Source organism: Streptomyces sp. NPDC047117 (assembly GCF_040643545.1).
Classification (GTDB): Bacteria; Actinomycetota; Actinomycetes; order Streptomycetales; family Streptomycetaceae; genus Streptomyces.
This window is the reverse complement of sequence record NZ_JBEYUN010000007.1, coordinates 169,014-194,177: the sequence shown is the minus strand read 5'-3', so window position 1 is coordinate 194,177 and position 25,164 is coordinate 169,014. Positions and strand designations below refer to the sequence as shown.

General features: G+C 72.9%; 22 protein-coding genes. 7 read left to right on the top strand and 15 right to left on the bottom strand.

The features are described from left to right. Nucleotides 1-6 precede the first annotated feature (6 nt). On the bottom strand, nucleotides 7-687 hold the full coding sequence (gene pdxH / locus ABZ840_RS15780) for a pyridoxamine 5'-phosphate oxidase (protein WP_361559354.1): 681 nt from the start codon (nucleotides 685-687) through the stop codon (nucleotides 7-9). A gap of 419 nt (nucleotides 688-1,106) precedes the next feature. Between pdxH and ABZ840_RS15775 the strand changes: the two genes are divergently transcribed. After that, on the top strand, nucleotides 1,107-2,210 hold the full coding sequence (locus ABZ840_RS15775; protein ID WP_361559351.1) for a citrate synthase 2: 1,104 nt from the start codon (nucleotides 1,107-1,109) through the stop codon (nucleotides 2,208-2,210). A 46-nt stretch (nucleotides 2,211-2,256) separates the two neighbouring features. Here the strand turns inward: ABZ840_RS15775 and ABZ840_RS15770 are convergent, their stop codons facing one another. The 8 genes from ABZ840_RS15770 to ABZ840_RS15735 form a co-directional block, all read right to left on the bottom strand. After that, nucleotides 2,257-2,862, bottom strand: coding sequence for a TetR/AcrR family transcriptional regulator (locus tag ABZ840_RS15770; protein WP_361559348.1), 606 nt, complete (start codon nucleotides 2,860-2,862; stop codon nucleotides 2,257-2,259). Beyond that, entirely contained in the window at nucleotides 2,850-3,620 is a 771-nt protein-coding gene (locus ABZ840_RS15765; RefSeq protein ID WP_361559345.1) for an enoyl-CoA hydratase family protein, read from the bottom strand. The genes ABZ840_RS15770 and ABZ840_RS15765 overlap by 13 nt, the downstream gene beginning before the upstream one ends. Then, nucleotides 3,617-5,200, bottom strand: a complete 1,584-nt coding sequence (locus ABZ840_RS15760) for a 4-coumarate--CoA ligase family protein (RefSeq protein ID WP_361559342.1) — start codon at nucleotides 5,198-5,200, stop codon at nucleotides 3,617-3,619. Before ABZ840_RS15760 ends, ABZ840_RS15765 begins: the two co-directional genes overlap by 4 nt. A gap of 81 nt (nucleotides 5,201-5,281) precedes the next feature. Next, nucleotides 5,282-6,445 (bottom strand): acyl-CoA dehydrogenase family protein, encoded by a 1,164-nt coding sequence (locus tag ABZ840_RS15755; protein WP_361559339.1) that lies wholly within the window; start codon nucleotides 6,443-6,445, stop codon nucleotides 5,282-5,284. A 25-nt stretch (nucleotides 6,446-6,470) separates the two neighbouring features. Further along, nucleotides 6,471-8,324 (bottom strand): biotin carboxylase N-terminal domain-containing protein, encoded by a 1,854-nt coding sequence (locus ABZ840_RS15750; protein WP_361559336.1) that lies wholly within the window; start codon nucleotides 8,322-8,324, stop codon nucleotides 6,471-6,473. Between the two features lie 7 nt (nucleotides 8,325-8,331). Further along, a complete protein-coding gene (locus ABZ840_RS15745; protein ID WP_361559333.1) occupies nucleotides 8,332-9,939 on the bottom strand; it encodes a carboxyl transferase domain-containing protein in 1,608 nt (535 codons plus the stop codon). Beyond that, a complete protein-coding gene (locus ABZ840_RS15740; protein ID WP_361559330.1) occupies nucleotides 9,936-11,657 on the bottom strand; it encodes an acyclic terpene utilization AtuA family protein in 1,722 nt (573 codons plus the stop codon). Before ABZ840_RS15740 ends, ABZ840_RS15745 begins: the two co-directional genes overlap by 4 nt. Next, nucleotides 11,654-12,496 (bottom strand): TIGR03084 family metal-binding protein, encoded by an 843-nt coding sequence (locus ABZ840_RS15735; RefSeq protein ID WP_361559327.1) that lies wholly within the window; start codon nucleotides 12,494-12,496, stop codon nucleotides 11,654-11,656. The genes ABZ840_RS15740 and ABZ840_RS15735 overlap by 4 nt, the downstream gene beginning before the upstream one ends. 283 nt (nucleotides 12,497-12,779) lie before the next feature. Here ABZ840_RS15735 and ABZ840_RS15730 point away from each other — a divergent pair, with 283 nt between their 5' ends. Continuing rightward, the gene (locus ABZ840_RS15730; protein WP_361559324.1) at nucleotides 12,780-13,139 is read left to right on the top strand and encodes a cupin domain-containing protein; all 360 of its coding nucleotides are present in this window, start codon (nucleotides 12,780-12,782) and stop codon (nucleotides 13,137-13,139) included. A gap of 38 nt (nucleotides 13,140-13,177) precedes the next feature. On the opposite strand, the gene ABZ840_RS15725 is transcribed toward ABZ840_RS15730, so the two are convergent. The 3 genes from ABZ840_RS15725 to ABZ840_RS15715 form a co-directional block, all read right to left on the bottom strand. Beyond that, on the bottom strand, nucleotides 13,178-14,140 hold the full coding sequence (locus ABZ840_RS15725; protein WP_361559321.1) for a teichoic acid biosynthesis protein C: 963 nt from the start codon (nucleotides 14,138-14,140) through the stop codon (nucleotides 13,178-13,180). A gap of 365 nt (nucleotides 14,141-14,505) precedes the next feature. Further along, on the bottom strand, nucleotides 14,506-15,414 hold the full coding sequence (locus tag ABZ840_RS15720; RefSeq protein ID WP_361559908.1) for an EamA family transporter: 909 nt from the start codon (nucleotides 15,412-15,414) through the stop codon (nucleotides 14,506-14,508). Between the two features lie 198 nt (nucleotides 15,415-15,612). Next, complete coding sequence (locus tag ABZ840_RS15715; RefSeq protein ID WP_361559318.1) at nucleotides 15,613-18,480, bottom strand: FAD-binding and (Fe-S)-binding domain-containing protein; 2,868 nt, start codon at nucleotides 18,478-18,480, stop codon at nucleotides 15,613-15,615. A gap of 125 nt (nucleotides 18,481-18,605) precedes the next feature. On the opposite strand from ABZ840_RS15715, the gene serC reads away from it, so the two are divergent. Beyond that, complete coding sequence (gene serC / locus ABZ840_RS15710; RefSeq protein WP_361559315.1) at nucleotides 18,606-19,724, top strand: phosphoserine transaminase; 1,119 nt, start codon at nucleotides 18,606-18,608, stop codon at nucleotides 19,722-19,724. 108 nt (nucleotides 19,725-19,832) lie between these two features. Here the strand turns inward: serC and ABZ840_RS15705 are convergent, their stop codons facing one another. Beyond that, the gene (locus ABZ840_RS15705) at nucleotides 19,833-20,852 is read right to left on the bottom strand and encodes a hypothetical protein (protein WP_361559312.1); all 1,020 of its coding nucleotides are present in this window, start codon (nucleotides 20,850-20,852) and stop codon (nucleotides 19,833-19,835) included. A 90-nt stretch (nucleotides 20,853-20,942) separates the two neighbouring features. Here ABZ840_RS15705 and ABZ840_RS15700 point away from each other — a divergent pair, with 90 nt between their 5' ends. Beyond that, nucleotides 20,943-21,629: a GDSL-type esterase/lipase family protein gene (locus tag ABZ840_RS15700; RefSeq protein ID WP_361559309.1), complete on the top strand. Its 687-nt coding sequence runs from the start codon at nucleotides 20,943-20,945 to the stop codon at nucleotides 21,627-21,629. Here ABZ840_RS15700 and ABZ840_RS15695 read toward each other — a convergent pair. Further along, nucleotides 21,626-22,039, bottom strand: a complete 414-nt coding sequence (locus ABZ840_RS15695; protein ID WP_361559306.1) for a hypothetical protein — start codon at nucleotides 22,037-22,039, stop codon at nucleotides 21,626-21,628. The two genes, ABZ840_RS15700 and ABZ840_RS15695, sit on opposite strands and share 4 nt — an antisense overlap. A 120-nt stretch (nucleotides 22,040-22,159) precedes the next feature. Here ABZ840_RS15695 and ABZ840_RS15690 point away from each other — a divergent pair, with 120 nt between their 5' ends. From ABZ840_RS15690 to ABZ840_RS15680, 3 genes are read left to right on the top strand one after another with little or no spacing between them, the layout of a single operon-like run. Next, nucleotides 22,160-22,936: a helix-turn-helix transcriptional regulator gene (locus tag ABZ840_RS15690; RefSeq protein WP_361559905.1), complete on the top strand. Its 777-nt coding sequence runs from the start codon at nucleotides 22,160-22,162 to the stop codon at nucleotides 22,934-22,936. Next, nucleotides 22,933-23,154 carry a DUF397 domain-containing protein gene (locus tag ABZ840_RS15685; RefSeq protein ID WP_361559303.1) on the top strand — a complete coding sequence of 74 codons (222 nt, stop codon included), beginning with the start codon at nucleotides 22,933-22,935 and terminating at the stop codon, nucleotides 23,152-23,154. Before ABZ840_RS15690 ends, ABZ840_RS15685 begins: the two co-directional genes overlap by 4 nt. Continuing rightward, nucleotides 23,136-24,134, top strand: a complete 999-nt coding sequence (locus tag ABZ840_RS15680) for an aldo/keto reductase (RefSeq protein ID WP_361559300.1) — start codon at nucleotides 23,136-23,138, stop codon at nucleotides 24,132-24,134. The genes ABZ840_RS15685 and ABZ840_RS15680 overlap by 19 nt, the downstream gene beginning before the upstream one ends. 325 nt (nucleotides 24,135-24,459) lie before the next feature. On the opposite strand, the gene thpR is transcribed toward ABZ840_RS15680, so the two are convergent. Beyond that, nucleotides 24,460-25,041, bottom strand: coding sequence for an RNA 2',3'-cyclic phosphodiesterase (thpR, locus tag ABZ840_RS15675; RefSeq protein WP_361559297.1), 582 nt, complete (start codon nucleotides 25,039-25,041; stop codon nucleotides 24,460-24,462). Between the last annotated feature and the right edge of the window lie 123 nt (nucleotides 25,042-25,164).

The following is a 25,164-nucleotide window of genomic DNA, read 5'->3' as shown; positions in this document are numbered from 1 at the left end:
TTCGCCCTACGGCGCCAGGCGCTCCACGGTCCAGCCGCCGCCCGGCGTGCGGACGTACCGCAGCCGGTCGTGCAGGCGGTTCTCGCGCCCCTGCCAGAACTCCACGCTCTCGGCGGCGACCCGGTAGCCGCCCCAGTGGGCCGGCGCGGGCACCTGCTCGCCCTCGGGGTAGCGGGCCGCGAGGTCGGCGTACGCCCGCTCCAGCTCCTCCCGGGAGCCGACCACCGAGGACTGTTCGCTGGCCCAGGCGCCCAGCTGGGAGCCGTGCGGGCGGGTGCGGAAGTAGGCGGCGGTCTCGTCGCGGCCGATGCGCTCCGCGGTGCCGCCGACGATGACCTGGCGGGCGAGCGGGTGCCAGGGGAACAGCAGCGAGACGGCCGGATTGTGCTGCAGCTCGCGGCCCTTGCGGCTGGTGTAGTTGCTGAAGAAGACGAAGCCCCGGTCGTCGAACGCCTTCAGCAGGACGGTGCGGGAGCTGGGCCGCCCGTCCTCGTCGGCGGTGGAGACGACCATGGCGTTGGGCTCGTGTATGCCGCTCGCGGCCGCTTCCTTGAACCAGCGCGCGAACTGCTCGTACGGAGTGCCCGCGAGGTCTTCCTCGGCGAGGCCGTGCGCGCGGTACTGGGCGCGCATCGAGGCGGGGTCGGGGTGGGCTGCGGATGCGGCGTCGGCAGGGTGCACGGGCATATCTTGCAGCATCCGGCGGGCAGTACGGGCGGGCGACGGCCGGCCCGTGCGCCACTCGTGGCCCGGCAGTCTGCCCGTCTTCGGGGGTGCGTAACCCTCCCGTCAGGAAATCGCACAGTGTGCCGGATGTCACGCTTCCCCGCACGTGCGGAACCCACCAAAATCATCTGGTGGGGCGCTGTGGACTCCGGACATCCGGAGATATGGTGTCCGCCCCTGAACGCACAGAACGCCGGAAGCGAACCGGTGACGCACCGTCACCGCCCGCGGTCCGACCGGAATGCGGGGACCGCCGGGCGAGCGAGAGCAGTCCAGGCAAGGAGAACCGACGACCGCATCACACGTGACCGCACGGCCCCGACCGCACGGCACCGTGGCCACGAGCCGCGCAGCCGTCCCTAGCTTGAGGAGCTTGCCTGATGTCCGACTTCGTACCCGGGCTCGAAGGAGTCGTCGCGTTCGAGACGGAGATCGCCGAACCTGACAAGGAAGGCGGCTCGCTGCGGTACCGCGGCGTCGACATCGAAGACCTGGTCGGCCATGTGTCGTTCGGGAACGTGTGGGGCCTGCTGGTCGACGGGGCCTTCAATCCGGGCCTGCCGCCCGCCGAGCCGTTCCCCATTCCGGTGCACTCCGGTGACATCCGGGTGGACGTGCAGTCCGCGCTCGCCATGCTCGCGCCCGTGTGGGGCCTGAAGCCGCTGCTGGACATCGACGAGGCCGAGGCGCGCGACAACCTCGCGCGGGCCGCCGTCATGGCCCTCTCGTACGTGGCCCAGTCGGCGCGCGGCCAGGGCCTGCCGATGGTCCCGCAGAAGGAGATCGACAAGGCGGAGACCGTCGTCGAGCGCTTCATGAAGCGGTGGCGCGGCGAGCCCGACCCCAAGCACGTGAAGGCCGTCGACGCGTACTGGACGTCGGCCGCCGAACACGGCATGAACGCCTCCACCTTCACCGCCCGCGTCATCGCCTCCACCGGCGCCGACGTGGCCGCGGCGCTCTCGGGCGCGGTGGGCGCGATGTCCGGTCCGCTGCACGGCGGCGCGCCGTCCCGGGTGCTGGGCATGATCGAGGAGATCGAGCGCACCGGTGACGCGAAGGCGTACGTGAAGAACGCGCTGGACCGCGGCGAGCGGCTGATGGGCTTCGGGCACCGCGTGTACCGCGCGGAGGACCCGCGCGCCCGCGTGCTGCGGCGGACGGCCAAGGAGCTGGGCGCGCCCCGCTTCGAGGTCGCCGAGGCGCTGGAGAAGGCGGCGCTTGAGGAGCTGCACAACCGCCGCCCCGACCGGGTGCTGGCGACGAACGTGGAGTTCTGGGCGGCGATCACGCTGGACTTCGCCGAGGTCCCGGCGCACATGTTCACCTCGATGTTCACGTGTGCCCGTACGGCCGGGTGGAGCGCGCACATCCTGGAGCAGAAGCGGACGGGCCGGCTGGTGCGGCCGTCCGCCCGGTACGTGGGCCCCGCGGCCCGCAGCCCGCGCGACATCTCGGGTTACGAGGACATCTCGGGCAGCTGACGGCCGGCGGTGATCAGGGACGGGCGCCCCGGCGGGGCGCCCGTTCTCATGTCTCCAGCGCCTCGTCGAGCAGCAGCGCCCACTGCGCCACCACCCGCTCGCGGCGGGTCGTGTCGTCGCTGAGGAGGGTGGCGAGGCCCAGGCCGCGGGCCATGTCCAGCAGGCCCTGGACGGTCTCGCGCACACCGGGGACGGTCTCGTCGGCGCCCAGCAGCTCCACGGCGATGCGGTGCGACTCGCGGCCGACCCTGGCCTCCAGTTCGGTGACCCGGCCGTGCAGCTGGTCCTCGTTGGCGGCGGCGACCCAGAGGTGCAGCGCGGCCCGGAAGAGCGGGCCGGTGTAGAGGTCGACGACGGCGGTGACCACGGCCCGGCGGTCGGCCGGCGCGGAGGCCGGGAAAAGCGCGCGCAGGGCGTGCGAGCGCTCCTCGGCGACGTACTCGACGGCCGCGGTGAAGAGGTCCTCGCGGGTGGGGAAGTGGTGCTGTGCCGCGCCCCGGGAGACGCCCGCGCGCTCGGCGACGACGGACACCGTGGAGCCCGCCCAGCCGTGTTCGGCGAGGCAGGAGACGGCCGCTTCCAGCAGTTTGCGGCGGGTGGCGCGGCTGCGGTCCTGCTGCGGCTCCTTGGGGGCGCGGGTCACTGTGCCCATGACGGCTCCCGGCGCTCCAGGAAGGCGGTCATGCCCTCGCGTGCCTCGTCGGAGGAGAAGAGGCGGGCGGACTGTTCGGCGAGCGCGTCGGTGTCCCGGTCGAAGGCGCGCAGCACGGCGGCGGAGGTGAGCTTCTTGGACTCCGCAAGGCCCTGCGGCGAGCCCTTGCGCAGACCCTCAAGCAGCGGTTCCAGCGCCGCGTCGACGTCCTCGGCGGCCAGCGTCACCAGGCCCGTCCGGGCCGCCTCGGCGGCGTCGAAGCGCTCGCCGGTGAGGTAGTAGCGGGTGGCGGCGCGGGTGTCCATGCGCGGCAGTACGGGCAGGGAGATGACGGCCGGGGCCAGGCCGAGCCGCGCCTCGGTGAAGGCGAAGGTCGCGCCGGGCCCGGCCACGGAGATGTCGCAGGCGGCGAGCAGCCCGAGCCCCCCGGCCCGTACGTGCCCGGTGACGCGCGCGACGACCGGGACCGGCAGGCCGGCGATCTCGCGCAGCAGCCGGGCCAGCCCGAGCGGGCCGTCCTTGGCCGCGCCGGACGTCGCCTCGGAGAGGTCGGCGCCGGCGCAGAAGGTGGTGCCGGTGTGGGTGAGGACGACTGCCCGGGTGCCGGGGTCGGCGACGGCGTCCGCGAGGCCCTGCCGCAGTTCGGTGACCAGGCGGGCGGAGAGCGCGTTGCGGTTGCCGGGCGAGTCCAGGGTGAGCGTGGTGATGCCGCGCTCGTGTGCCCGCGGCACCAGGGGGGTCTCGGGTGCGTCGGTCATGAGTCCTGCGAACTCCTTTCCCGGGCGCGGAGTTCGCGCCGCAGGATCTTGCCGGTGGCGGCGCGCGGTACGGCGTCCGTGAACTCCACCCGCCGGATCTTCTTGTAGGGGGCCACCCGGTCTGCAACGTACGCGATGATCTCCCGCTCGGTGAGCAGGGCCCCCGGTTGCGGTACGACGTAGGCCTTGGGTATCTCATTGCCGTCGGCGTCGGCGACGCCGATGACGGCGGCGTCGGCGATGTCCTCGTGCTGGAGCAGTACGGCCTCCAGGTCGGCGGGGGCCACCTGGTACCCCTTGTACTTGATCAGCTCCTTGACCCGGTCGACGACGTGCAGCCAGCCGTCCGCGTCGCAGTGGCCGATGTCGCCGGTGTGCAGCCACCCGTCGGCGTCGATCATGGCGTCGGTGTCCTCGGGACGCCCCAGGTAGCCCTTCATGACCTGCGGGCCGCGGATGAGGATCTCGCCGGTCTCGCCGGTGCCCAGGTCGGCGCCGCCCTCCAGGTCGACGATGCGCATCTCGGTGCCGGGCAGCAGCTTGCCGACCGCGCCGGGCGGCGCCTGGCGGGCGTCCCGCGGGACGACGTGGGTGCCGGGCGAGAGTTCGGTCATGCCGTACGCCTGGAGGACCGGCGGCAGCTTCAGGCGCGCGGCGCAGGCGGCGGCCAGCTCGGCGTCCAGCGGCGCCGCGGCGCTGAGCAGGTACTCCAGCGACGAGAGGTCTCTGCCCTCGACGGCCGGGTGCTTGGCGAGCGCGAGGACGATGGGCGGGGCCACGTAGACGGCGGTGCACCGGTACTTCTCGATGGCGCCGAGGAAGCTGTCGAGGTCGAAGCGGGGCAGCACGACGACCGTGGCGCCCTTCCGCAGCGGGGCGTTCATCAGCGCGGTGTAGCCGTAGATGTGGAACATCGGGAGTACGGCCAGGACGCGGTCGCCGGGCCCTGCGGTGAGGACGCCGTCGAGCTGGACGAGGTTGGTGGCGATGTTGCGGTGGGTGAGCATCACGCCCTTGGGCGCCCCGGTGGTGCCGGAGGAGTACGGCAGACACGCCAGGTCCTCGGCGGGGTCGAGGGCGACCTGCGGCTCGGGCGCGCCGGTGGCCAGCAGGTCGGGCAGGGAGCGGTGGCCCGGGGCGCCGTCGCAGACGAAGATCTCGGTGACGCCGCCGCACTTCTCGGCGGCCGTACGGGCCGTCGGCAGCAGCGCGGAGACCGTCACCAGCCAGCGGGCGCCGGCGTCGCGGAGCTGCTTGGCGACCTCGTCGGCCGTGGCCAGCGGGTGGACGGGCGTCACGGCGGCGCCGCAGCGGGAGGCGGCGTAGCAGACGACGGGGTAGGCGACGGAGTTCGGGCTGTGCAGGGCGAGGACGTCGCCCTTGCGGACGCCCGCCTCGGCGAACGCCGCGGCGAGGCGGCGGGTGCGGGCGTCCAGTTCGGCGTAGGTGACGGTGGTGCCGGTCAGGCCGTCGACGAGGGCCGGCCGGTCGCCGTGCTCGGGGGCCGACCGGCCCAGTACGGCTTCGTGGATCGGCAGGTCGAGGGGGGCGACGCCGGGGTACTCGCTGCGGAACACCATGGACTCACGGCCCTTCGCTCGGTGGTCGGTAGCCGGCTTCTGCGGCTGCGGTGTCGGACGATGTTCCGCAGCATGGCGGTCTCAGTAGGACTTGGGGAGACCCAGGGACTGGTGGGAGACAAAGTTGAGGATCATCTCCCGGCTGACCGGGGCGATTCTGGCCACCCGGGCCGCAGTGATCATCGAGGCGAGGCCGTACTCCGCGGTGAGGCCGTTGCCGCCGAGGGTGTGCACGGCCTGGTCGACGGTCTTCACCGCGGCCTCCCCCGCCGCGTACTTGGCCATGTTGGCGGCCTCGCCCGCGCCCATGTCGTCGCCGCTGTCGTAGAGATGGGCCGCCTTGTGCATCATCAGCCGGGCCAGCTCGATGTCGATGTGGCACTGGGCGAGCGGGTGGGCGATGGCCTGGTGGGCGCCGACGGGCACCTTCCAGACCTGCCGGTCGCGGGCGTATTCCAGCGCCCGGCCCAGGGCGTAGCGGGCCATGCCGAGGGCGAAGGCGGCGGTCATGATGCGCTCGGGGTTGAGCCCGGCGAAGAGCTGGAGCAGCCCGGCGTCCTCGTCGCCGACCAGCGCGTCGGCCGGCAGCCGTACGTCGTCCAGCACCAGCTCGAACTGCTTCTCAGGGGCCGCCAGTTCCATCTCGATCGGGCTGCGGGAGAAGCCCGGCGCGTCGCGCGGCACGATGAACAGGCAGGGCTTGAGCTTCCCGGTCCGCGCGTCCTCCGTACGGCCGACGATCAGGGTGGCCTCGGCGATGTCGACGCCGGAGATGAAGACCTTGCGGCCGTTGAGTATCCAGCCACCGGTCTCCGGGTCGCGGCGCGCCGTGGTGGTGATGCGGTGCGAGTTGGAGCCGGCGTCGGGCTCGGTGATGCCGAACGCCATCTTGCGGGAGCCGTCGGCGAGCCCGGGCAGCCACTGCCGCTTCTGCTCCTCGGTGCCGAAGCGGGCGATGACGGTGCCGCAGATGGCGGGCGAGACGACGAGCATCAGCAGGGGGCAGCCGGCCGCGCCCAGCTCTTCGAGGACGAGGGCGAGTTCGGTGATGCCGCCGCCTCCGCCGCCGTACTCCTCGGGCAGGTTGACGCCCAGGTAGCCGAGCTTGGCGGCCTCGGCCCAGAGGTCGTCGGTGTGCTTGCCCTCGGCGACGACACGGGTGAAGTACTCGCGTCCGTACCGCTTGCCGAGCGCGGCGACGGCCGCGCGGAGGGCCTGCTGCTCTTCGGTTTCGATCAGGCTCACGGGGTGCTCCTTCGAGGGGTGTCGGTCAGTCGGAGACGACGGCCAGCAGGGCGCCCACCTCGACCTGGCGGCCGGGCTCGGCGTGCAGCGCCGTCACCGTCCCGGTCGCAGGTGCAGTGATCTTGTGTTCCATCTTCATCGCCTCCAGCCACAGCAGCGGCTGCCCGGCTTCCACGCGGGCCCCCTCGGCGACCCCGTCCGCCACGCGGACCACGGTGCCGGGCATGGGCGCCAGCAGCGATCCGGGCTCCTGGCGGGCGGTGGGGTCGGGGAAGCGGGGCAGTGCGGTGAGGGCCGTGGCGCCGAGCGGGGAGTCGACGTAGACCCGGTCGCCGTGGACGGCGACCTCGTACGTGCGGCGCACCCCGCCGGACTCCAGGACGACGCGGTCGGCCGCTACGGCCACGACCTGCACGCCGTCCGCCGTGAGGCCGTCGCGGGTGTGCCGGTAGCGGGCCTCGTGCTCCTCGCCGTCCGCGTCGGTGCGGTACCGCTTGACCTGCGGCTGGGAGGGCACGTTGCGCCAGCCGCCGAAGCGCGAACGGCCGTGCGCGTCGGCGAGGGCGGCGGCGAGCGGCGCGTGCGGGTCGGGACCGGCGGCCGTGAGCGTGTGCAGGTGGCGGTCGTAGAAGCCGGTGTCCATGGTGGCGCCGACGAACTCCGGGTGGCGCAGGGACCGTACGAGCAGGCCGCGGTTGGTCACCGGGCCGTGGACGCGGGCCCGTTCCAGGGCGCCCGCCAGCTTGCGCACGGCGGCGGCGCGGGTGGGTGCCCAGGCGACGGCCTTGGCGAGCATCGGGTCGTAGTGGATGCCGATGGTGTCGCCGTCGGCACAGCCGGAGTCCAGGCGGACGCCGGGGACGTCGAGGCGGTGCAGGGTGCCGGTCTGCGGGGCCCAGCCGGCGGCCGGGTCCTCGGCGTACAGGCGGGCCTCGACGGCGTGGCCGCGCGGCTCCGGCGGCGTGTCCGGCAGCGCCTCGCCCTCGGCGACGCGGAGCTGGAGCGCGACCAGGTCGATGCCGAAGATCTCCTCGGTCACCGGGTGTTCGACCTGGAGGCGGGTGTTCATCTCCAGGAAGTGCGCGGTGGAGCCGACGACGAGGAATTCGACGGTGCCGGCGCCGCGGTAGTCGGTGGCGCGGGCCGCCCGTACGGCCATCTCGTACAGCTTCGCCGTCAGTTCGGGTCCGATTCCGGGGGCCGGGGCCTCCTCGATGACCTTCTGGTGGCGCCGCTGGAGGGAGCAGTCGCGGGTGCCGAGGGGCCAGACGGTGCCGTGCGCGTCGGCGAGGATCTGCACCTCGACGTGGCGGCCGTCCTCGATGTACGGCTCGACGAACACCTCGCCGTCGCCGAACGCGCCGGCGGCCTCCGCGCGGGCCGCCGCCAGCTCGCCGTCCAGGTCGGTCAGGTCGCGGACGACGCGCATGCCGCGGCCGCCGCCGCCCGCCGCCGCCTTCACCAGCACCGGCAGATCCTCCGCCGTGACCTCGGTGAGCGGGGCGATGCCCATCAGCTCCTTGGCCCGGGTCTTGGACGCCATCGCCTCGATGGCGGCGGGCGGCGGGCCGACCCAGGTCAGGCCGGCGTCGGCGACCGCGGTGGCGAACTCCGCGTTCTCGGAGAGGAAGCCGTAGCCGGGGTGGACGGCGTCGGCCCCGGCGTCCAGGGCGGCCTTCACGATCAGGTCGCCGCGCAGGTACGTGTCGGCGGGCGCGTCCCCCGGCAGCCGTACGGCCGCGTCCGCCTCCCTGACGTGCGGCGCTCCGGCGTCCGCGTCGGAGTGCACGGCGACGGTGGCGATGCCCAGCTCCCGGCAGGTGCGGAAGACACGGCGAGCGATCTCGCCGCGGTTGGCGACGAGGAGCGAACGAATCACTGGAACCTCACATCCGGAAAATGCCGAAGCCGCCGCGCGCGCCCTCGACGGGAGCCGTGTGGATCGCCGAAAGACACAGGCCGAGGACGGTGCGGGTGTCGCGCGGGTCGATGACGCCGTCGTCGTAGAGCCGCCCGGACAGGAACATCGGCAGCGACTCGGACTCGATCTGCTGCTCGACCATCGCGCGCAGCCCGGCGTCCGCCTCGTCGTCGTACGGCTGCCCCTTGGCGGCGGCCGAGGCGCGGGCCACGATCGACAGCACGCCCGCGAGCTGCTGCGGGCCCATGACGGCGGACTTGGCGCTGGGCCAGGCGAAGAGGAAGCGGGGGTCGTACGCACGGCCGCACATGCCGTAGTGGCCGGCTCCGTACGAGGCGCCCATCAGCACGCTCAGGTGCGGGACCTTCGAGTTGGACACCGCGTTGATCATCATCGCGCCGTGCTTGATGATGCCGCCCTGCTCGTACTCCTTGCCGACCATGTAGCCGGTGGTGTTGTGCAGGAAGAGCAGCGGGATGTCGCGCTGGTTGGCGAGCTGGATGAACTGCGCGGCCTTCTGCGACTCCTCGCTGAACAGCACGCCCTGCGCGTTGGCGAGGATGCCGACCGGGTAGCCGTGCAGCCGCGCCCAGCCGGTCGTCAGCGAGGGCCCGTACAGCGGCTTGAACTCGTCGAAGTCCGAGCCGTCGACGATCCGGGCGATGACCTCGCGCGGGTCGAAGGGGGCCTTCAGATCGCCGGGGACGATGCCCAGCAGCTCGTCCTCGTCGTACTTCGGGGGCTCGGCGAGCGGGGGATCTGCCTGGGCCTTCTGCCAGTTGAGGCGGGCGACGACCCGGCGGGCCTGCCGCAGCGCGTCCGGCTCGTCGACCGCGAAGTGGTCAGCGAGACCCGACGTACGGGCGTGCATCTCGGCGCCGCCGAGGGACTCGTCGTCGCTCTCCTCACCGGTGGCCATCTTCACCAGCGGCGGCCCGCCGAGGAAGACCTTGGCCTGCTCCTTGACCATGATCACGTGGTCGGACATGCCGGGGACGTATGCGCCGCCCGCCGTGGAGTTGCCGAAGACCACGGCGACGGTCGGGATGCCGGCCGCCGAGAGCCGGGTGAGGTCCTTGAAGAGCGCCCCGCCCGGGATGAAGATCTCCTTCTGGCTGGGCAGGTCGGCACCGCCGGACTCCACCAGCGAGACGACGGGCAGCCGGTTGGCGTACGCGATCTCATTCGCACGCAGCGCCTTCTTCAGCGTCCAGGGGTTGGAGGCGCCGCCGCGTACGGTCGGGTCGTTGGCGGTGACCAGGCACTCCACGCCCTCGATCACGCCGATGCCGGTGACCAGCGAGGCACCGACTGTGTATTCGGGGGAGGCGCTCCCCCAAGCGGCGAGCGGCGACAGCTCCAGGAACGGGGTGTCGGGGTCGAGCAGCAGCTCGACGCGTTCGCGGGCGAGCAGCTTGCCGCGTTTGCGGTGCCGCTCGACGTACTTCTCCCCGCCGCCGGCGACCGCCTTGGCCTGCTCGGCGTCCAGCTCGTCCAGCTTGGCGAGGAGCGCCGCGCGGTTCTCCGCGTACTCGGGGCTCGCGGTGTCCAGCCCCGTGCCGAGCACGGTCACAGCAGTACCTCCGGTATGTCCAGGTGGCGGGCGCGCAGCCACTCGCCCACGGCCTTGGCCTGCGGGTCGAAGCGGGCCTGGGAGGCCACGCCCGCGCCCAGCAGTCCGTCGATCACGAAGTTCAGCGCCCGCAGGTTCGGCAGCACGTGCCGCTCGACGGGCAGGCCGGCGGCCTCCGGGAGGAGCTCGCGGAGCCGTTCGGTGGTCAGCTCGTGCGCCAGCCAGGCCCACGCCTCCTCCGTACGTGCCCATACGCCGACGTTGGCCGCGCCGCCCTTGTCGCCGCTCCGGGCCCCGGCGACGAGGCCGAGGGGCGCGCGGCGGGTGGTGCCGTCGTGGTGCAGGGGTTCGGGCAACGGAGGATCGGCCTCGCGCACCAACTCCCGTGTTGTGGTCGGTGGTTCGATGTCCACCCGGCGGCCGTCCGGCAGCACCGCGACGTGCGGGACCTCCCCGACCGGTACGTACGCGGCCTCGAAGACGCCGTACGGCGCGCCCTTGCCGGGCGGGGCCGTGACGTGGAAGCCCGGATAGCTGCCGAGGGCGAGTTCGACCGCGGCGCCACTGATCACCCGGCCCACCGCGTCCTGGTCCGGGTCGCGCACCACCAGCCGCAGGAGCGCGCTGGCCTCCTCCTCGGACGCCGCGTCGGGGTGGTCGGTGCGGGCGAGCCGCCAGTCCACCTCGGCGGGGCGGCGGCCCGCCGCGTCGAAGGCGGCCTCCATCTGCTCGCGCACGAGCCCGGCCTTGAGGTCCACGTCCAGCCCGGTCAGCACGAACGTGACCTCGTGGCGCCAGCCGCCGAGCCGGGTCAGGCCGGTCTTGAGGGTGGGCGGCGGCGCCTCGCCCCGTACGCCGTCGATCCGCACCCGGTCCGGGCCGTCCTGGGCGAGCCGGGCGGTGTCCAGCCGGGCGGTCACGTCGGGTCCGGCGTACCGGGCGCCCGTCGTCTCGTACAGCAGCTGCGCGGTGACCGTGCCGACCGTGACGGCGCCGCCGGTCCCCGGGTGCTTGGTGATCACGGCGGAGCCGTCGGCGGCGATCTCGGCGAGCGGGAAGCCGGGTCTGCGCATGTCGAGGGCGCCGAAGAAGGAGTAGTTGCCGCCGGTGGCCTGGGTGCCGCACTCCAGGACGTGCCCGGCGATCACCGCCCCCGCCAGCCGGTCGTGGTCGTCGGGCCGCCACCCGAAGTGCGCGGCCGCGGCCCCGCTGACCAGCGCGGCGTCGGTGACCCTGCCGGTGACGACCACCTCGGCGCCGGCCCGCAGGCACTCCGCGATGCCGCCACCGCCGAGGTAGGCGTTGGCCGTCAGGGTGCCGTCGGGCCATCCCCCGCGGGCGAGCAGATCGTCGCCCTCTACGTGGGCGACGCGCACGGGCACGCCGACCTTCTCCGCCAACTCCCTCACGGCGTCGGCGAGTCCGGCCGGGTTCAGGCCGCCCGCGTTGGTGACGATCCGTACGCCCCGTTCGGCGGCCAGGCCGAGGCCGGTCTCCAGCTGCCGCAGGAAGGTCTTCGCGTAGCCGCGGTCCGGGTCCTTCAGGCGGTCGCGCCCGAGGATGAGCATGGTCAGTTCGGCGAGGTAGTCGCCGGTGAGGATGTCGAGCGGGCCGCCGGTGAGCATCTCCTCCAGCGCGCCGAAGCGGTCGCCGTAGAAGCCGGAGGCATTGCCGATGCGGAGGGGAGCCGTGGGCTCCCCGGGTATCGCGGGGGTCACGCGGTGGGCTCCTTCGGGGTCGCCGACTCCTCGGGGACCGTGGACTCCTTCGACGCTGCGGATCGTGGGCTGCGGCCCGGGCCCGGCGGGCCGGCGAAGGCCTGCGCGATACCGAGCCACCGCTCGGCCTCCGCCCCCTCGGCCGTCACGGCCACGTCGTCGCGGTGCGCCCGCTGGGTGACCAGCAGGCAGAAGCCGAGCGCGTCGCCGGCCACCCGCTGCGCCGCGTCCTCGGGGCCCCACGCCCAGAGCGCGCCGTCCGGGGCGCGCAGCTCGACGCGGAACTCCTCCTCCGGCGGCGTGCGCCCGTGCGCGAAGTAGGCGAAGTTCCGGGCCCGTACGCCGATGTGGGCGACATGCCGCAGCCGCGCCGTGGGCTCCCGTACGACGCCGAGCGCGTCGGCCACGTCCTGGCCGTGCGCCCAGGTCTCCATGAGCCGGGCGGTGGCCATCGAGGTGACGCTCATCGGCGGCCCGAACCACGGCAGCCGGCCGCCGGCGTGCCCGGCGAGCGCGTCGTGGAGGGCCGCGCGGCCCGTACGCCAGTGGGCCAGCAGCTCGCCGGGCGGGCGGCGGGCCCCGTCCTCGGCGCCCTCGTCGACGAAGGTGTCCGGGGACGCGAGCGCCGCTTCGGCGGCGCGCCGGAAGCCGTCCGGGTCGGTGGCCGCGCGCAGGGCCTGCTGGTCGGTCCAGGCGAGGTGGGCGATCTGGTGGGCGATCGTCCAGCCGGCGGCGGGCGTCGGCAGCGCCCAGCGGTCCCCGGCGAGCTGTCCCACGAGGCCGTCCAGCGCCTCCCCCTCCGCGTGCAGGTCGGCGAGGACCGGGCTCGGATCGGACACGCTGCACTCCCCTCATCAGGCCCGACTCGCAGGCGGACGGGCCGCGTTGACGTGTGTGGTGCGGCTTACGAGAGTGGCACCCGCCCCAGAAACAATCAAGCACGCATGCATGATTTTCTGCCGCGCGGTCGGCCGCGTGATCGGTCGCGCGGTCGGCCCCGGGCGGGCGCATCATGGAAAGGAGAGGTCCGTCCGGCGCTGTGGCCGGTCCGTGAACTTCGCCGGAGGGGTGGTGACGGGCCCCCGGAGGCATGGCACGGGCCTGAGGACGAAAGGACCCCTCATGCTTGAGGTCAAAACGATTGAGCAGCCGGACGAACGGCGCGAATTCCCCCGTGGCCACCTCGACACCGTCCACCTCTCGGGGCTGGACTTCGCCAAGGCGACCTTCGAACCCGGCTGGCGCTGGTCGGAGTGCGTGGCCCCGCTCGCGGGGACCGCGAGCTGCGAGGTGCCGCACAACGGTTATGTCGTGCAGGGCCGCATGGGCGTCCGCATGGACGACGGCACGGAGGGCGAAGCCGGCCCCGGCGACGTCTTCGTGCTCTCCCCCGGGCACGACGCCTGGGTCGTGGGTGACGACACGGTCGTCGTGTTCGACTTCGCCGGCGTCATGGCCCAGCAGTACGCCAAGTCACAGTAGTCACAGGAGCCAGAGAAGCCATAGGAGGAGGGACGCACTCAGCCGCCGTGCGCGTACAGCGAGAAGCGACGGCGGTTGACCTTTCCCGAAGTAAAGCCCGCGACCAGCCGGTCGCCGCCCCGGCGCAGCACCGCCAGCCCCTCCGGCTCGCGCGGGCGCAGCTTCCGTCCGGCCGTCGTACGGACGTCCTGGAGGACGGTGCCGGTGCGCAGGTCGATGCCGGCCAGGCGGGCGTCGCCGGGCCCCGAGGCGGGGTTGCCGGGGCCGTACGGGCTGCCGGTGAGCTGGTACGCGTAGTTCCCCGAGAGCGCCAGGCCCTGGTAGAAGACGCCCTTGCGCAGCGGCGGCTGCGGGACGTCGGTGAGCGCCTTGGGCTTCGTGCCGCGGGCGAAGTCGTCCAGGTCGTAGAGCGCGTAGCGGTAGATGCCCCGGCGGCGGTAGCGGAGCAGCAGCCGGCCGGTGGCCATGTCGACGGCCGGCTGGTTCTTCGTGGTGCCCGGCTGCGGGTGGAAGGTGGTCAGCGAGCGGTCGCCGGCCCGCAGGACGCGGTTCGGGGTGTAGGTGAAGCGGGCGATGCCGCGGCCGTAGCCGGAGGCGGGGTTGACGTCCCACTCCGTCCACAGCAGGGGCGCCCGGCCCGGCCGTTCCTGGACGCCGAGCGAGCCGCCGTGCCCGAAGCCCTTGAGGAACATCCGGTCCTTCAGCCGCCCGGCCATGGTGAGGCGGTTCAGGCAGAGGTCGCCGCGGGTGACCCGCTGGGCGTGGGTGTACGTGCGCGTCTCGCCCCTGAGGCGGACGCCGCCCTGCACGACCTGGAGGGCGTAGATGTAGCCGTTGCCCTCGTCGAACGCGAAGGACTGGAGGACCGAGGTGTGCGTGAGCCGCTTCTTCTGGAGCAGCGAGGCGGCCGGCCCGGACACGTCGATGTACCCGCCGCCGCCCGGCGCTGCGCCGGGCAGGGCGATGTCCGGCATGCCGACGTCGGCGGGCGCCGGTTTCACCGTGGGGACCGGCTTGCGGCCCGGGCCCGGGGGCCGCGGGGCCGCCTCGGCCGAGCCTGTGAGCAGCGCCGGACCGCCGAGAACCGCGGCGCCTCCGAACCTGAGAAGTTCCCTGCGCCCGATCCCCGTCATACCGCGTCGCCCCTCCGTCGCCGTCCCGTACGTCGTCGCCCGTACGTCCTCTTTCCGTACGGGAGACGTGTGACCGATGGCGGACAGGAGCCACACCCGTTTTCCGGCCGCTTCATCCATCCGCCCCCGGCCCCTCACACCAACGGCGGCAGGGGGCGGGGGCGGTGGCGGAAGCGGGTCCGTGACCGGGGCTCGCCGGGTCCGGGGCGGTGGCCGGAGCTCGCCGAGTCGGGTCAGTGACCGGAGCTCGCCGAGCGGACGGCGCCGACGCTCGCGAGGACGACCATGCCGATGGCGGCGACCTCCGCCATGCCGAGCGACTGGTGCAGGACCAGGAAGCCCGCCGTCGCGGCGGCGGCCGGCTCCAGGCTCATCATGACCGCGAAGCCGGAGGCCGGGAGCTTGCGCAGGGCGAGCAGCTCCAGCGTGTACGGCAGCACCGAGGACATCATCGCGACGGCGGCGCCCAGCCCGATCGTGACGAGGTCGAGCAGCGCGGCGCCGGAAGTCGTGATGCCCAGCGGCAGGGTGAGGACGGCGGCGACGGTCATCGCCAGCGCCAGCCCGTCGGCCTGCGGGAAGCGCTGTCCCGCGCGGGCCGACAGCAATATGTACGCCGCCCACAGCGCACCGGCCGTCAGCGCGCACCCGGCGCCGAACAGGTTCAGCCCGTCGAAGCCCTCGCGGCCCAGCAGCGCGACGCCGCCCAGCGCGAGCGCCGCCCACACCAGGCTCAGCGCGCGCCGGGAGGTCACGATGGACAGCACCAGCGGGCCGAGGAACTCCAGGGTGACCGCCGCGCCCAGCGGGATGCGGTCGATCGCCAGGTAGAAGAGGGAGTTCATGCCGGCCAGCGCGAAGCCGAAGCCGACCACGGTGGCCCAGTCGCCGCGCGAGTAGCCGCGCAGCTTCGGGCGGCAGGCCACGAGCAGGACCAGCGCCGCGACGACGAGGCGCAGGGTGACCACACCGAGCGCACCGGCCCGCGGGAACAGCAGCACGGCCACCGAGGAGCCGAACTGCAGCGAGATGATGCCGCCGATCACCAGCCCCACGGACATCATGCGGCTGCGGGAGCCGTTGGCCCTGTCCGCCCGCTCGGCCCGCCGGACCTCCTCCGAGGGCGGTACCGCTACGGGCAGCGCGCCCGCGTCGGACGCCGCGAGCCGCGAGGGCTCACCGGCGTCCGGGAGGCCGGAGGAAGCACGGGAACGGGGGCCGGCCTGCGCGCCGGTCGAGGGAGACGAATGATTCACGTTCCCCAAGCTACGGTCCGACCGCCGCACGGAAAAATGCACTTTCCGCGGATACGTTGCGATCGCACATTTCCGGCCGTTCCGTCACAGGCGCTCCGCCAGCACCTCCGCGAGGTGACGTCCGGGCCGTTCTCCCAGCTGAGCCAGTTGCGTACGGCAGGAGAAGCCATCGGCGACGATCTCGGCGGCCGGGTCAGCGTCCCGTACGGCAGGGAGCAGTTGCTCTTCTGCACACGCCACGGAAACGTCGTAATGACCGCGTTCGAAGCCGAAGTTGCCCGCGAGACCGCAGCAGCCGCCGCTCAGCTCGCCCGTCAGCCCCGCCCGCTCCCGCAGCCGCCGCTCGGCCGCGTCACCGAGGACCGCGTGCTGGTGGCAGTGGGTCTGACCGGCCACGGGGCGGTCGATCCGGGGCGGCTGCCAGTCCGGCGCGTACTCCTCCAGGTACTGGGCGAGGGTCCGCACCGAGCGGGCCAGCTCGGCCGCGCGCGGGTCGTCCGAAAGCAGCTCGGGCAGATCTGTGCGGAGCGTGGCCGCGCAGCTCGGCTCCAGGACGACCATGGGGCGGCCGAGGGCCGGGCCGATGTGGTCCAGGGTGCGGCGCATCACCTTGCGCGCCTGGTCGAGCTGGCCGGTGGAGACGTAGGTCAGGCCGCAGCAGACGGCCTTGCCGGGCGCCGTCGGGAGCACGACCTCCTTGCCCGCGGCCTCCAGGACCCGCACCGCGGCCTGCCCGACGGACGGCGCGAGGTAGGTGGTGAAGGTGTCGGGCCAGAGGGTGGCGGCCTTCGCCTGCGGGATGATCCGCGGCCGGGGGCCGGTCGTACGGGCGCGGAAGCGGCGGGCGAACCAGCGCGTGAACGGCTCCGGCGCGATCTCGGGGATCGTGCGCTCCGCCGCGATACCGCCCGCCCGCTTGGCCACGGCGGCGAGCGGCCCCACCCCGGCCGCCGCGTTGAGCACGGGAGCCAGCCGGGCGACGGACGCGGCACGCAGCCACAGCGGCAGCCGCCCCATGGCGTAGTGCGCGGCGGGCCGCAGCCGGCCCGCGTAGTGGTGGTGCAGGAACTCCGCCTTGTACGTCGCCATGTCCACCCCCACCGGGCAGTCGCTGCGGCAGCCCTTGCAGGACAGGCAGAGGTCGAGCGCGTCGTGCACCTCGGCCGACCGCCAGCCATCCGTGACCACCTCGCCCGCCAGCATCTCGTGCAGCAGCCGGGCGCGGCCGCGGGTGGAGTGCCGCTCCTCCCCCGTCGCACGGAAGGACGGGCACATCACGCCCGCGCCGGAGACGGAGGTGTTGCGGCACTTGGCCACGCCGACGCAGCGCCGTACGGCGGCGGAGAAGTCGCCCTTGTCGTGCGGGTAGCCGAACTCCACGTCGACCGGCTGCTTCGGCAGCACGGCGAAGCGGAGGTTGTCGTCCATGCGGTGCGGACGGACGAGCATGCCGGGGTTGAGCCCGCCCGCCGGGTCCCACATGTCCTTGAAACGGCCGAAGAGGCCCGTCAGTTCCGGCCCGTACATCTTCGGCAGCAGCTCGGCGCGGGCCTGCCCGTCGCCGTGCTCGCCGGACAGCGAGCCGCCGTGCGCGACGACCAGGTCCCCCAGGTCGTGCGAGAACTCCCGGAAGCGCCGGATGCCGGGACCGGTGAGCAGGTCGAAGTCGATGCGTACGTGGATGCAGCCGTCGCCGAAGTGGCCGTACGGGGTGCCGCGCAGCCCGTGCTGGGAGAGCAGCGCCCGGAAGTCGCGGAGGTAGCCGCCGAGCCGCTCCGGGGGAACGGCGCAGTCCTCCCACCCGGGCCAGGCTTCGCTCCCGTCCGGCATCCGCGTCGCCGTCCCCGAGGCGTCCTCCCGCACCCGCCACAGGACACGCTGCCCCGCCGGATCCGAGACGACCATGTGGTCCGTGACCCCGTCGGCGGCCGCCGCCCGGCACATCTCCTCGGCGCGCGCCCGCGCCTCCGCCGCCGAGCCGCCGCCGGTCTCCACGAAGAGCCACGCCCCGCCCTTGGGCAGCCCGCCCGCGTCGGGCACCAGGTCGGACGCCATCCCCTCCACCGTCAAAGGCCCGTACGGGAGCAGGGTGTGCGCGGCCTCGGCGGCGGCGCTCTCGTCGGGGTACCCCAGCACGGCCAGGGCCCGGGCCGCCGGCGCCTCGACCAGTTTCACGGTCGCCCCGGTGAGCACCCCGAGCGTGCCCTCGCTGCCGGTCAGCGCCCGCGCCAGATCGACGCCGTTCTCGGGGAGCAGCGCGTCCAGCGCGTAACCCGAGATCCGGCGCGGCAGCTCGGGATAGCCGGTACGCAGCAGCGCGAGGTCCCCGTCGACCAGCGCGCGCATGCCCTCCGCAAGCGCGCCCGGCACTCCGTCGAGCCCTTGGCCGGCCCGGACCCGCTCACCCCCGTACGTCAGCACGTCCAGCGCACTCACGTTGTCCGCCGTCGTCCCCCAGGCCACCGAGTGCGAGCCGCAGGAGTTGTTACCGATCATGCCGCCGATCGTGCAGCGGCTGTGCGTGGACGGGTCGGGCCCGAAGGTGAGACCGTGCGCGCCGGCCGCGGTGCGCAGCTCGTCGCAGATCACGCCGGGCTGGACCACGGCCGTCCGCGCCTCCGGGTCCAGCGACTCGATCCGCCGCATGTGGCGGGTGAAGTCCAGCACCACGCCCGTACCGGTGGCCTGCCCGGCGATGGACGTACCGCCGCCGCGCGGCACCACCGGCACCCCGTGCTCCCGGCAGACCCGCAGCGCCGCCGCGACGTCCGCCGTGTCGCGGGGCGCGACGACCGCCCGCGGCACCCGCCGGTAGTTCGACGCGTCCATGGTCATCAGCGCCCGGTCCGCCGGGGTCCCCGACACCTCCCCCCGTACGGCCGCCGTCAGCGCCCGTACCAGCTCCTGGTCCGCCGTCCCTGTCCCTGTCTCCCTCTGCGCACGCTCAGCCATACCCCTCAGCCTGCCCCGCGGGACGCCGGGAGATGGGCTGCGACGCCCGGCCATCCCCGGACACTCCCGTCTCAACGGCTGGACTCGGGTCAGAACTCGGCGGCGCGACGGATTAGGCTTCGCATGTGGCTGATATCCAGATTCCCGCTGACATCAAGCCCGCCGACGGTCGCTTCGGCGCGGGCCCCTCCAAGGTGCGTACGGAGGCGGTCGACGCCCTGGCCGCCACCGGAACCTCTCTCCTCGGCACTTCCCACCGCCAGGCCCCGGTGAAGAACCTGGTCGGCAAGGTGCGCGAGGGCGTCCGCGACCTCTTCCAGCTCCCCGAGGGCTACGAGGTCGTGCTCGGCAACGGCGGCTCCACCGCGTTCTGGGACATCGCGACGCACGGTCTGATCGAGCGCAAGTCCCAGCACCTCACCTTCGGTGAGTTCTCCTCCAAGTTCGCCAAGGCCAGCAAGCTCGCGCCCTGGCTGGAGGAGCCCACCGTCATCTCCTCCGAGCCCGGTACGCACCCGGAGCCGCAGGCGGAGGAGGGCGTGGACGTCTACGCCTTCACGCACAACGAGACCTCCACCGGTGTCGCCGCGCCGATCAAGCGCGTCGCGGGGGCCGACGAGGGCTCGCTCGTCCTGGTCGACGCCACCTCCGGCGCCGGCGGCCTCCCGGTCGACATCGCCGAGACGGACGTCTACTACTTCGCCCCGCAGAAGTCCTTCGCCTCCGACGGCGGTCTGTGGGTCGGCGTCTTCTCCCCCGCCGCCCTGGAGCGCGCCCGCGCCGTCCACGCCTCCGGCCGGCACATCCCGGAGTTCTTCTCGCTGCCCACGGCGATCGACAACTCCCTCAAGAACCAGACGTACAACACCCCGGCCCTCTCCACCCTCTTCCTGCTCAACGAGCAGCTGGAGTGGATCAACGGGCAGGGCGGTCTGGACTGGGCGGTCCGCCGCACGGCGACCTCCGCACGCACCCTGTACGGCTGGGCCGAGGACTCCAAGTACGCCACCCCGTTCGTCACCGACCCGGCCAAGCGCTCGCAGGTCATCGGCACGATCGACTTCAACGACGACGTGGACGCCGCGGCCGTCGCCAAGGCCCTCCGCGCCAACGGCATCGTCGACACCGACCCGTACCGCAAGCTCGGCCGCAACCAGCTGCGCGTCGCGATGTTCCCGGCCATCGACCCGTCCGACGTCGAGGCCCTGACGAACTGCATCGACTACGTCATCGAGAAGCTGTAGCCAGCCGCTTCCACTGACACACGGACACACGGGCGGGCCCCGGCGGAGGAGATCGCCGGGGCCCGCCCGCGTACTGCATGGCGCCGTCGCGCTCAGCGACGCCCGCGCTCAGCGGCGCCCGCGCCGCCGGATGGCGAGGATGCCCGCGATGGCGATCCCGATGACGATGACGCCGGTGACGGCCGGATTGCTCTTGTCCGACGAGTCGGAGGAGTCACCGGACCCGTCCGAGCCGTTCCCGTCCGCGCCGCCGGGGCCGGCGGAGCCGCCGTCCGACGCCGACTCCGGGAGCTGTCTGCCGCTCAGCCCCACCGGCTCGACCTGACTGTCGGCGCCCTCCGACCCGAACATCAGCGTCCGCCCGTCCGGGGTGAACGTGACGGACTCGCCCTGCCCCTGTATCGGTACGCCCACGCTCCCGATGTCGTCCTTCGGGCGGCCGTCCTGCCAGCGGAACATCCGGCCGCCGAAGTAGCTGCGCAGCATCAGCCGGCTGCCGTCCGGCGAGAAGGCGCCGTCGGTGACCCACATGTCGATGCCGGAGACGCGTCCGAAGACGTTCGGCCCGGACGTGCTCAGCCGCTCGGGCCCGGCGTACAGCGCCGCGCCCCCGTCCTCCTTCTTCGAGACGACGTACACCCGCCCGGTCTTCGGATGCACCATCATCGCCTCGGCGTCCCGCGCCCCGTCCGCGTACTTCACCACGTACTGAGTGGCCGTCACCGTCTGATCGCGCAGCTGCTTCGGCTCCGGGAAACGGTAGATCCAGACGTGGTCCCAGGAACCGCCGAGGTTGTCGCCGATGTCGCCGACGTACAGGTCGCCGTCCGGCCCGACCGAGATCGCCTCCACGTCCCGCGGATCGCCCACTCCCCGCATGGTGACGGTCGCGACCGTCCGGCCGGTCCGGGAGTCCACGGCGTAGACGTACGGCCCGTCGTCGCTGTCGTTGTGCGTCCAGTAGATGCCGGGGTGCGCGCGGCTGGCGGCCAGGCCGCTGGACTCGGTGATCCGCGGGTCCTTGATCGTGAACTGCTCCGGCTCACCGCCGGACGCGGCCACGGCGCCGGCGGCCGACCCGAAGAGCAGTACCCCCGCGGCACCTGCCGCGCACAGAAGCGAACGCATGCCCCCAGCTTCCCATCAGCGCGGCGCTCTACGGGGGCGCGTGGCCAGCGTCACGTACCGGCCACGCCGGTGATCGGCGAAAATGGCCGGATGCGGATCATGTTCGTCGGCGACTCCATGACCATCGGCTCCGCCGGCGACTACACCTGGCGCTACCGCATGTGGCAGCACCTCAACCGCGCGTACGGCGGCCCGTACCGCATCGTCGGCCCCCGCGACACGCTCTACGACGTCGCCGCCGCCGAACCCGTCTCGTACGACTACGGCGACCCGGCCTTCCCCGAACGCGCCCGCCGCCATCTCGCCGGCTGGGGCGAGGGCTGGCTGCACATGGCCCCGCTCATCGGCGACGCCGTACGCGCCCACAAGGCCGACACGCTGCTCATCTCCCTCGGCCTGATCGACCTCGGCTTCTACACGGACGCGGAACAGACCGCCGCGAACGCCCGCCGCTTCCTCGCCGAGGCCCGCGCCGTACGGCCCCACGTCCGCGCCGTACTCCTCCCCGTCATCCCCAACATCCGGGCCCTGACGGACCCCCTCTTCGCCGCCGAGTGCGACCGCTTCAACGAACTCCTCGCCAAGGCCGTCGCCGACCTCTCCACCCCGCAGTCCCCCCTGCTCCTCGCCTCACCCCCCGAGGACTACGTCCTGGACCGCGACACCTACGACGGCACCCACCCCTCCCCCTCCGGCGAACATCTCCTCGCAGCCGCCTTCGCCGACGCGATGCACCAGGGCTGGGACGTGGGCACCCCGTACGAACCGGCCGCCTAGGCCGCCAGCACCCGCACAGCCATCTCCTGCAACAACTCCGCCTCCACGAACGGCGCTTCCGCGCAGGGCAACGACCGCCAGTCGAGCGGCCAGGTGTCCCCGTACAACGCGGGCACCCCGACGAACGCCGTATGCCGCCGATCCCGCCCCACCACCTCGACCCCAACGGGCCACGCGTATGCCGCGGCGGTGCGCGGCGGCAGCAGGAAGTAGGAATTCCGGCCCCGGGTCGAGGCCCGCACGATGGGCCCGGCCCGGAAATCGGTGAACGTCATGAGCTCGTAAGCGACTTGCTCACCAAACAGGTCCCCGATCCGGACGGCATCAAAGTGCACCCCGACCAGCCGCAACGCATGCCCTGAAGCGGGCACCCAGGCCGGGACGAGATCGGGTGAGATTCCAAGGTTCATGCCTCGAAGCGTTGCGGCTGGCCTTTGACTGTGACCAGTGCCACACGGGCGCTGTGAAGTGTGGTGAGCCAAGGGGAGGGTGCTGTGAACAAAGGTGGTCTCGGCTCCGGTAATACGAGGATGTTCGGCGCATTGCTGCGCTTCTACCGGGAGAAGGCCGAGCTGACGCAGGAGGCGCTGGGCCGCAGGATCGGGTTTTCGAAGTCCCAGGTGGCCATGGTGGAGCGCGGCGACCGTCCACCCAAGGGGACGTTCGCGCCACTGGCGGACGACACACTCGCCGCAGGCGGTGCTCTGCTCGCAGCCGCAGAGCACCTTCACGTCAGCCGGATGCCGTCCTGGTTCGAGGAGTTCGCAGAGGAAGAGGCGAGGGCTCTGGCCCTCTACTCGTACGAGAACCACCTGATCCCCGGTCAGCTGCAAACAGACGGCTACGCGCGCGCAGTATTCAACTGCCACTGTCCGCCGCTGGACGACGAGGAGATCGAGGCGCGGGTGGCTACTCGCCTGGCACGCCAGGAGCTCCTCCATCGCAAGCCCGCACCGATCACGAGTTTCGTGCTGGAGGAGATCGCCCTCACTCGCCCCTTGGGTGGCCCGCAGGTGCTCAGGGAGCAGTTGCACCACATGCTCGACATCGCCCAACTCCGCAACGTCGAGATCCAGGTCATGCCCCCGGACCGGCAGACGCATGCCTCCTTGAGCGGGCCCATGGTCCTGTTGGAGACAGCCGAGCACCGTCAGCTCGTGTACATCGAAGGGGCGGGCGGCAGTTTCTTCGTCAGCGAACAGCCGGACCTGGGGAACCTTTTCGCGCGCTATGGCATTCTGCGAGCTCAGGCCCGCACCCCGGAAGAGTCCATGAAACTCATCGAACAGGTGGCAGAAGACCTATGAGCACTCACCTCGATTGGTTCAAGAGCAGCTACAGCAGTGACCAGGGCGGCAACTGCGTCGAGGTCGCCATCGCGCACACCGCCGTCCACGTGCGGGACTCAAAAGACATAGCGCGGCCCGGCGTCACCGCATCCCCCGACGCCTGGGGCCGCTTCACGTCCTTGATTCGAGCGCGCTCTAACGCGTTGGCTGTGGGGTCATGGAGTACACGCAGCTAGGACGTACCGGGCTCAAGGTCAGCCGGCTCGTTCTCGGGACGATGAATTTCGGGCCGCAGACCGACGAGGCCGACAGCCACACGATCATGGACGCCGCGCTGGGTGCGGGCGTCAACTTCTTCGACACGGCCAATGTGTACGGCTGGGGCGAGAACAAGGGGCGTACCGAGGAGATCGTCGGGTCGTGGTTCACCAAGGGCGGGGGCCGGCGCGACAAGGTCGTGCTGGGGACCAAGGTCTACGCGAACATGGCCCCGGACGGGGACGGCGCCTGGCCCAACCACGACAAGCTGTCCGCCCTGAACATCCGGCGGGCCGTGGACGCCAGCCTCAAGCGGCTGGGGACGGACTACATCGACCTGTACCAGTTCCACCACGTGGACCGGTCGACGCCGTGGGACGAGATCTGGCAGGCGATCGACGTTCTCGTGCAGCAGGGCAAGATCCTGTACGCGGGGTCCTCGAACCACGCGGGCTGGCACATCGCGCAGGCCAACGAGACCGCCGCGCGCCGCGGCTCGTACGGGCTGGTCAGCGAGCAGTGCCTGTACAACCTCGCCGAGCGGCGGGCCGAGATGGAGGTCATCCCGGCCGCGCAGGGCTACGGGCTCGGCGTGATCCCGTGGTCGCCGCTGCACGGCGGGCTGCTGGGCGGCGCCATCCGCAAGGAGCGGGAGGGCGGCAGCGGCCGCACCGCCTCCGGGCGGGCCGCCGACACGCTCGCCGACCCCACCGCGCGGGCGCAGATCCAGGCGTACGAGGACGCCGTGGACAAGCACGGGCTGGAGCCGGGCGAGGTCGCGCTGGCGTGGCTGCTCACGCGGCCCGGCGTGACGGGGCCGATCGTGGGGCCGCGTACGACGGATCAGCTCGCGTCGGCGCTGCGGGCGGTGGAGCTGACGCTGCCGGACGAGCTGCTGCGGTCGCTGGACGAGATCTTCCCGGGGCCGGGCCCGTCTCCCGAGGCTTTCGCCTGGTAGGCGGACGGGCACCGCGCGGGACGGCTCCTGGGCCGGGTGGTTCAGGAGCCGGCCCCGCCGTACGGGCCGACGCCGCAGCCGTCACTGCATGGCGGCCGCCACAACGACGACGATCAGCAGTACGGCGAGCAGGCCGGACATGATCCGGTTACGGGTCTTGGGGTCCACCCTTTGAGCGTAACCGGACCGCCGGGCCGGTCCGCAGCCAGTACCGCCCCAGGTCGTCCCCGGATCATCCCCGGGGTCGTACGCGGGTCCCGCCCGGCGCCGGGCCCGCCGTACTCAGCGGCCGCCGTACTCAGCGGCCGTCGCGCCGCCACCGCGCTCAGCGGCCGCCGTCGCCCAGCGGCCAGGACGCCACCGTCTCGTAGCGGGGCTGTTCGCCGGGGACGCCGGAGGCGGGCAGGTTGCTGCGGACGAGGGCCAGGTCGGCCACCGTCCACTCCTCGCTCTCGTACTCCGCGAGCGCGTCGGCGAAGGGGACGAGATCCACGCGGGCCTCGCCGCCCCGGGCGCGGGCGAGGGTGAGGTGCGGGGTGTAACGCCGGTGCTCGTCCATGTCCACGCCGGCCCGCCGGGCCGCGGCCCCCGCGGCGTCCGCCAGGTGCCGCATCGGCTCCCGGCCGCCCGCCGCGCCCGCCCACAGCACCTTGTGGTCGAACCGGCCGCCACCGCTGATCCGCAGCGGGAACGGCCCGTGGCGGTGGGCGGCGCGGGCCAGCCGGGTGTGCAGCTCGGGGAGGATGCCGTCGGCCACCTCGCCGTAGAACGCGAGCGTGAAGTGCCAGCCCGCGTGGCCGGTCCAGCGCAGCCGCTCCGCGCCGGGGATCCGGCGCAGGGCCGCCGTCTCGGCCGCCAGTTCCTCGATCACCGCCTGCGGCGGAAGCACCGCTGCGAAGAGTCTCATGCGGTCATTTTGGCGTGCGCGGTCACGCCGTGGTTGCCCGCCCGGTTCCCCGCGTCCCTCAAGGCGGCAGCCCGGCCCGTCGCGCCCCTTCACAAGGTTGCCCGGTGAAGGGGAATCCCCTTA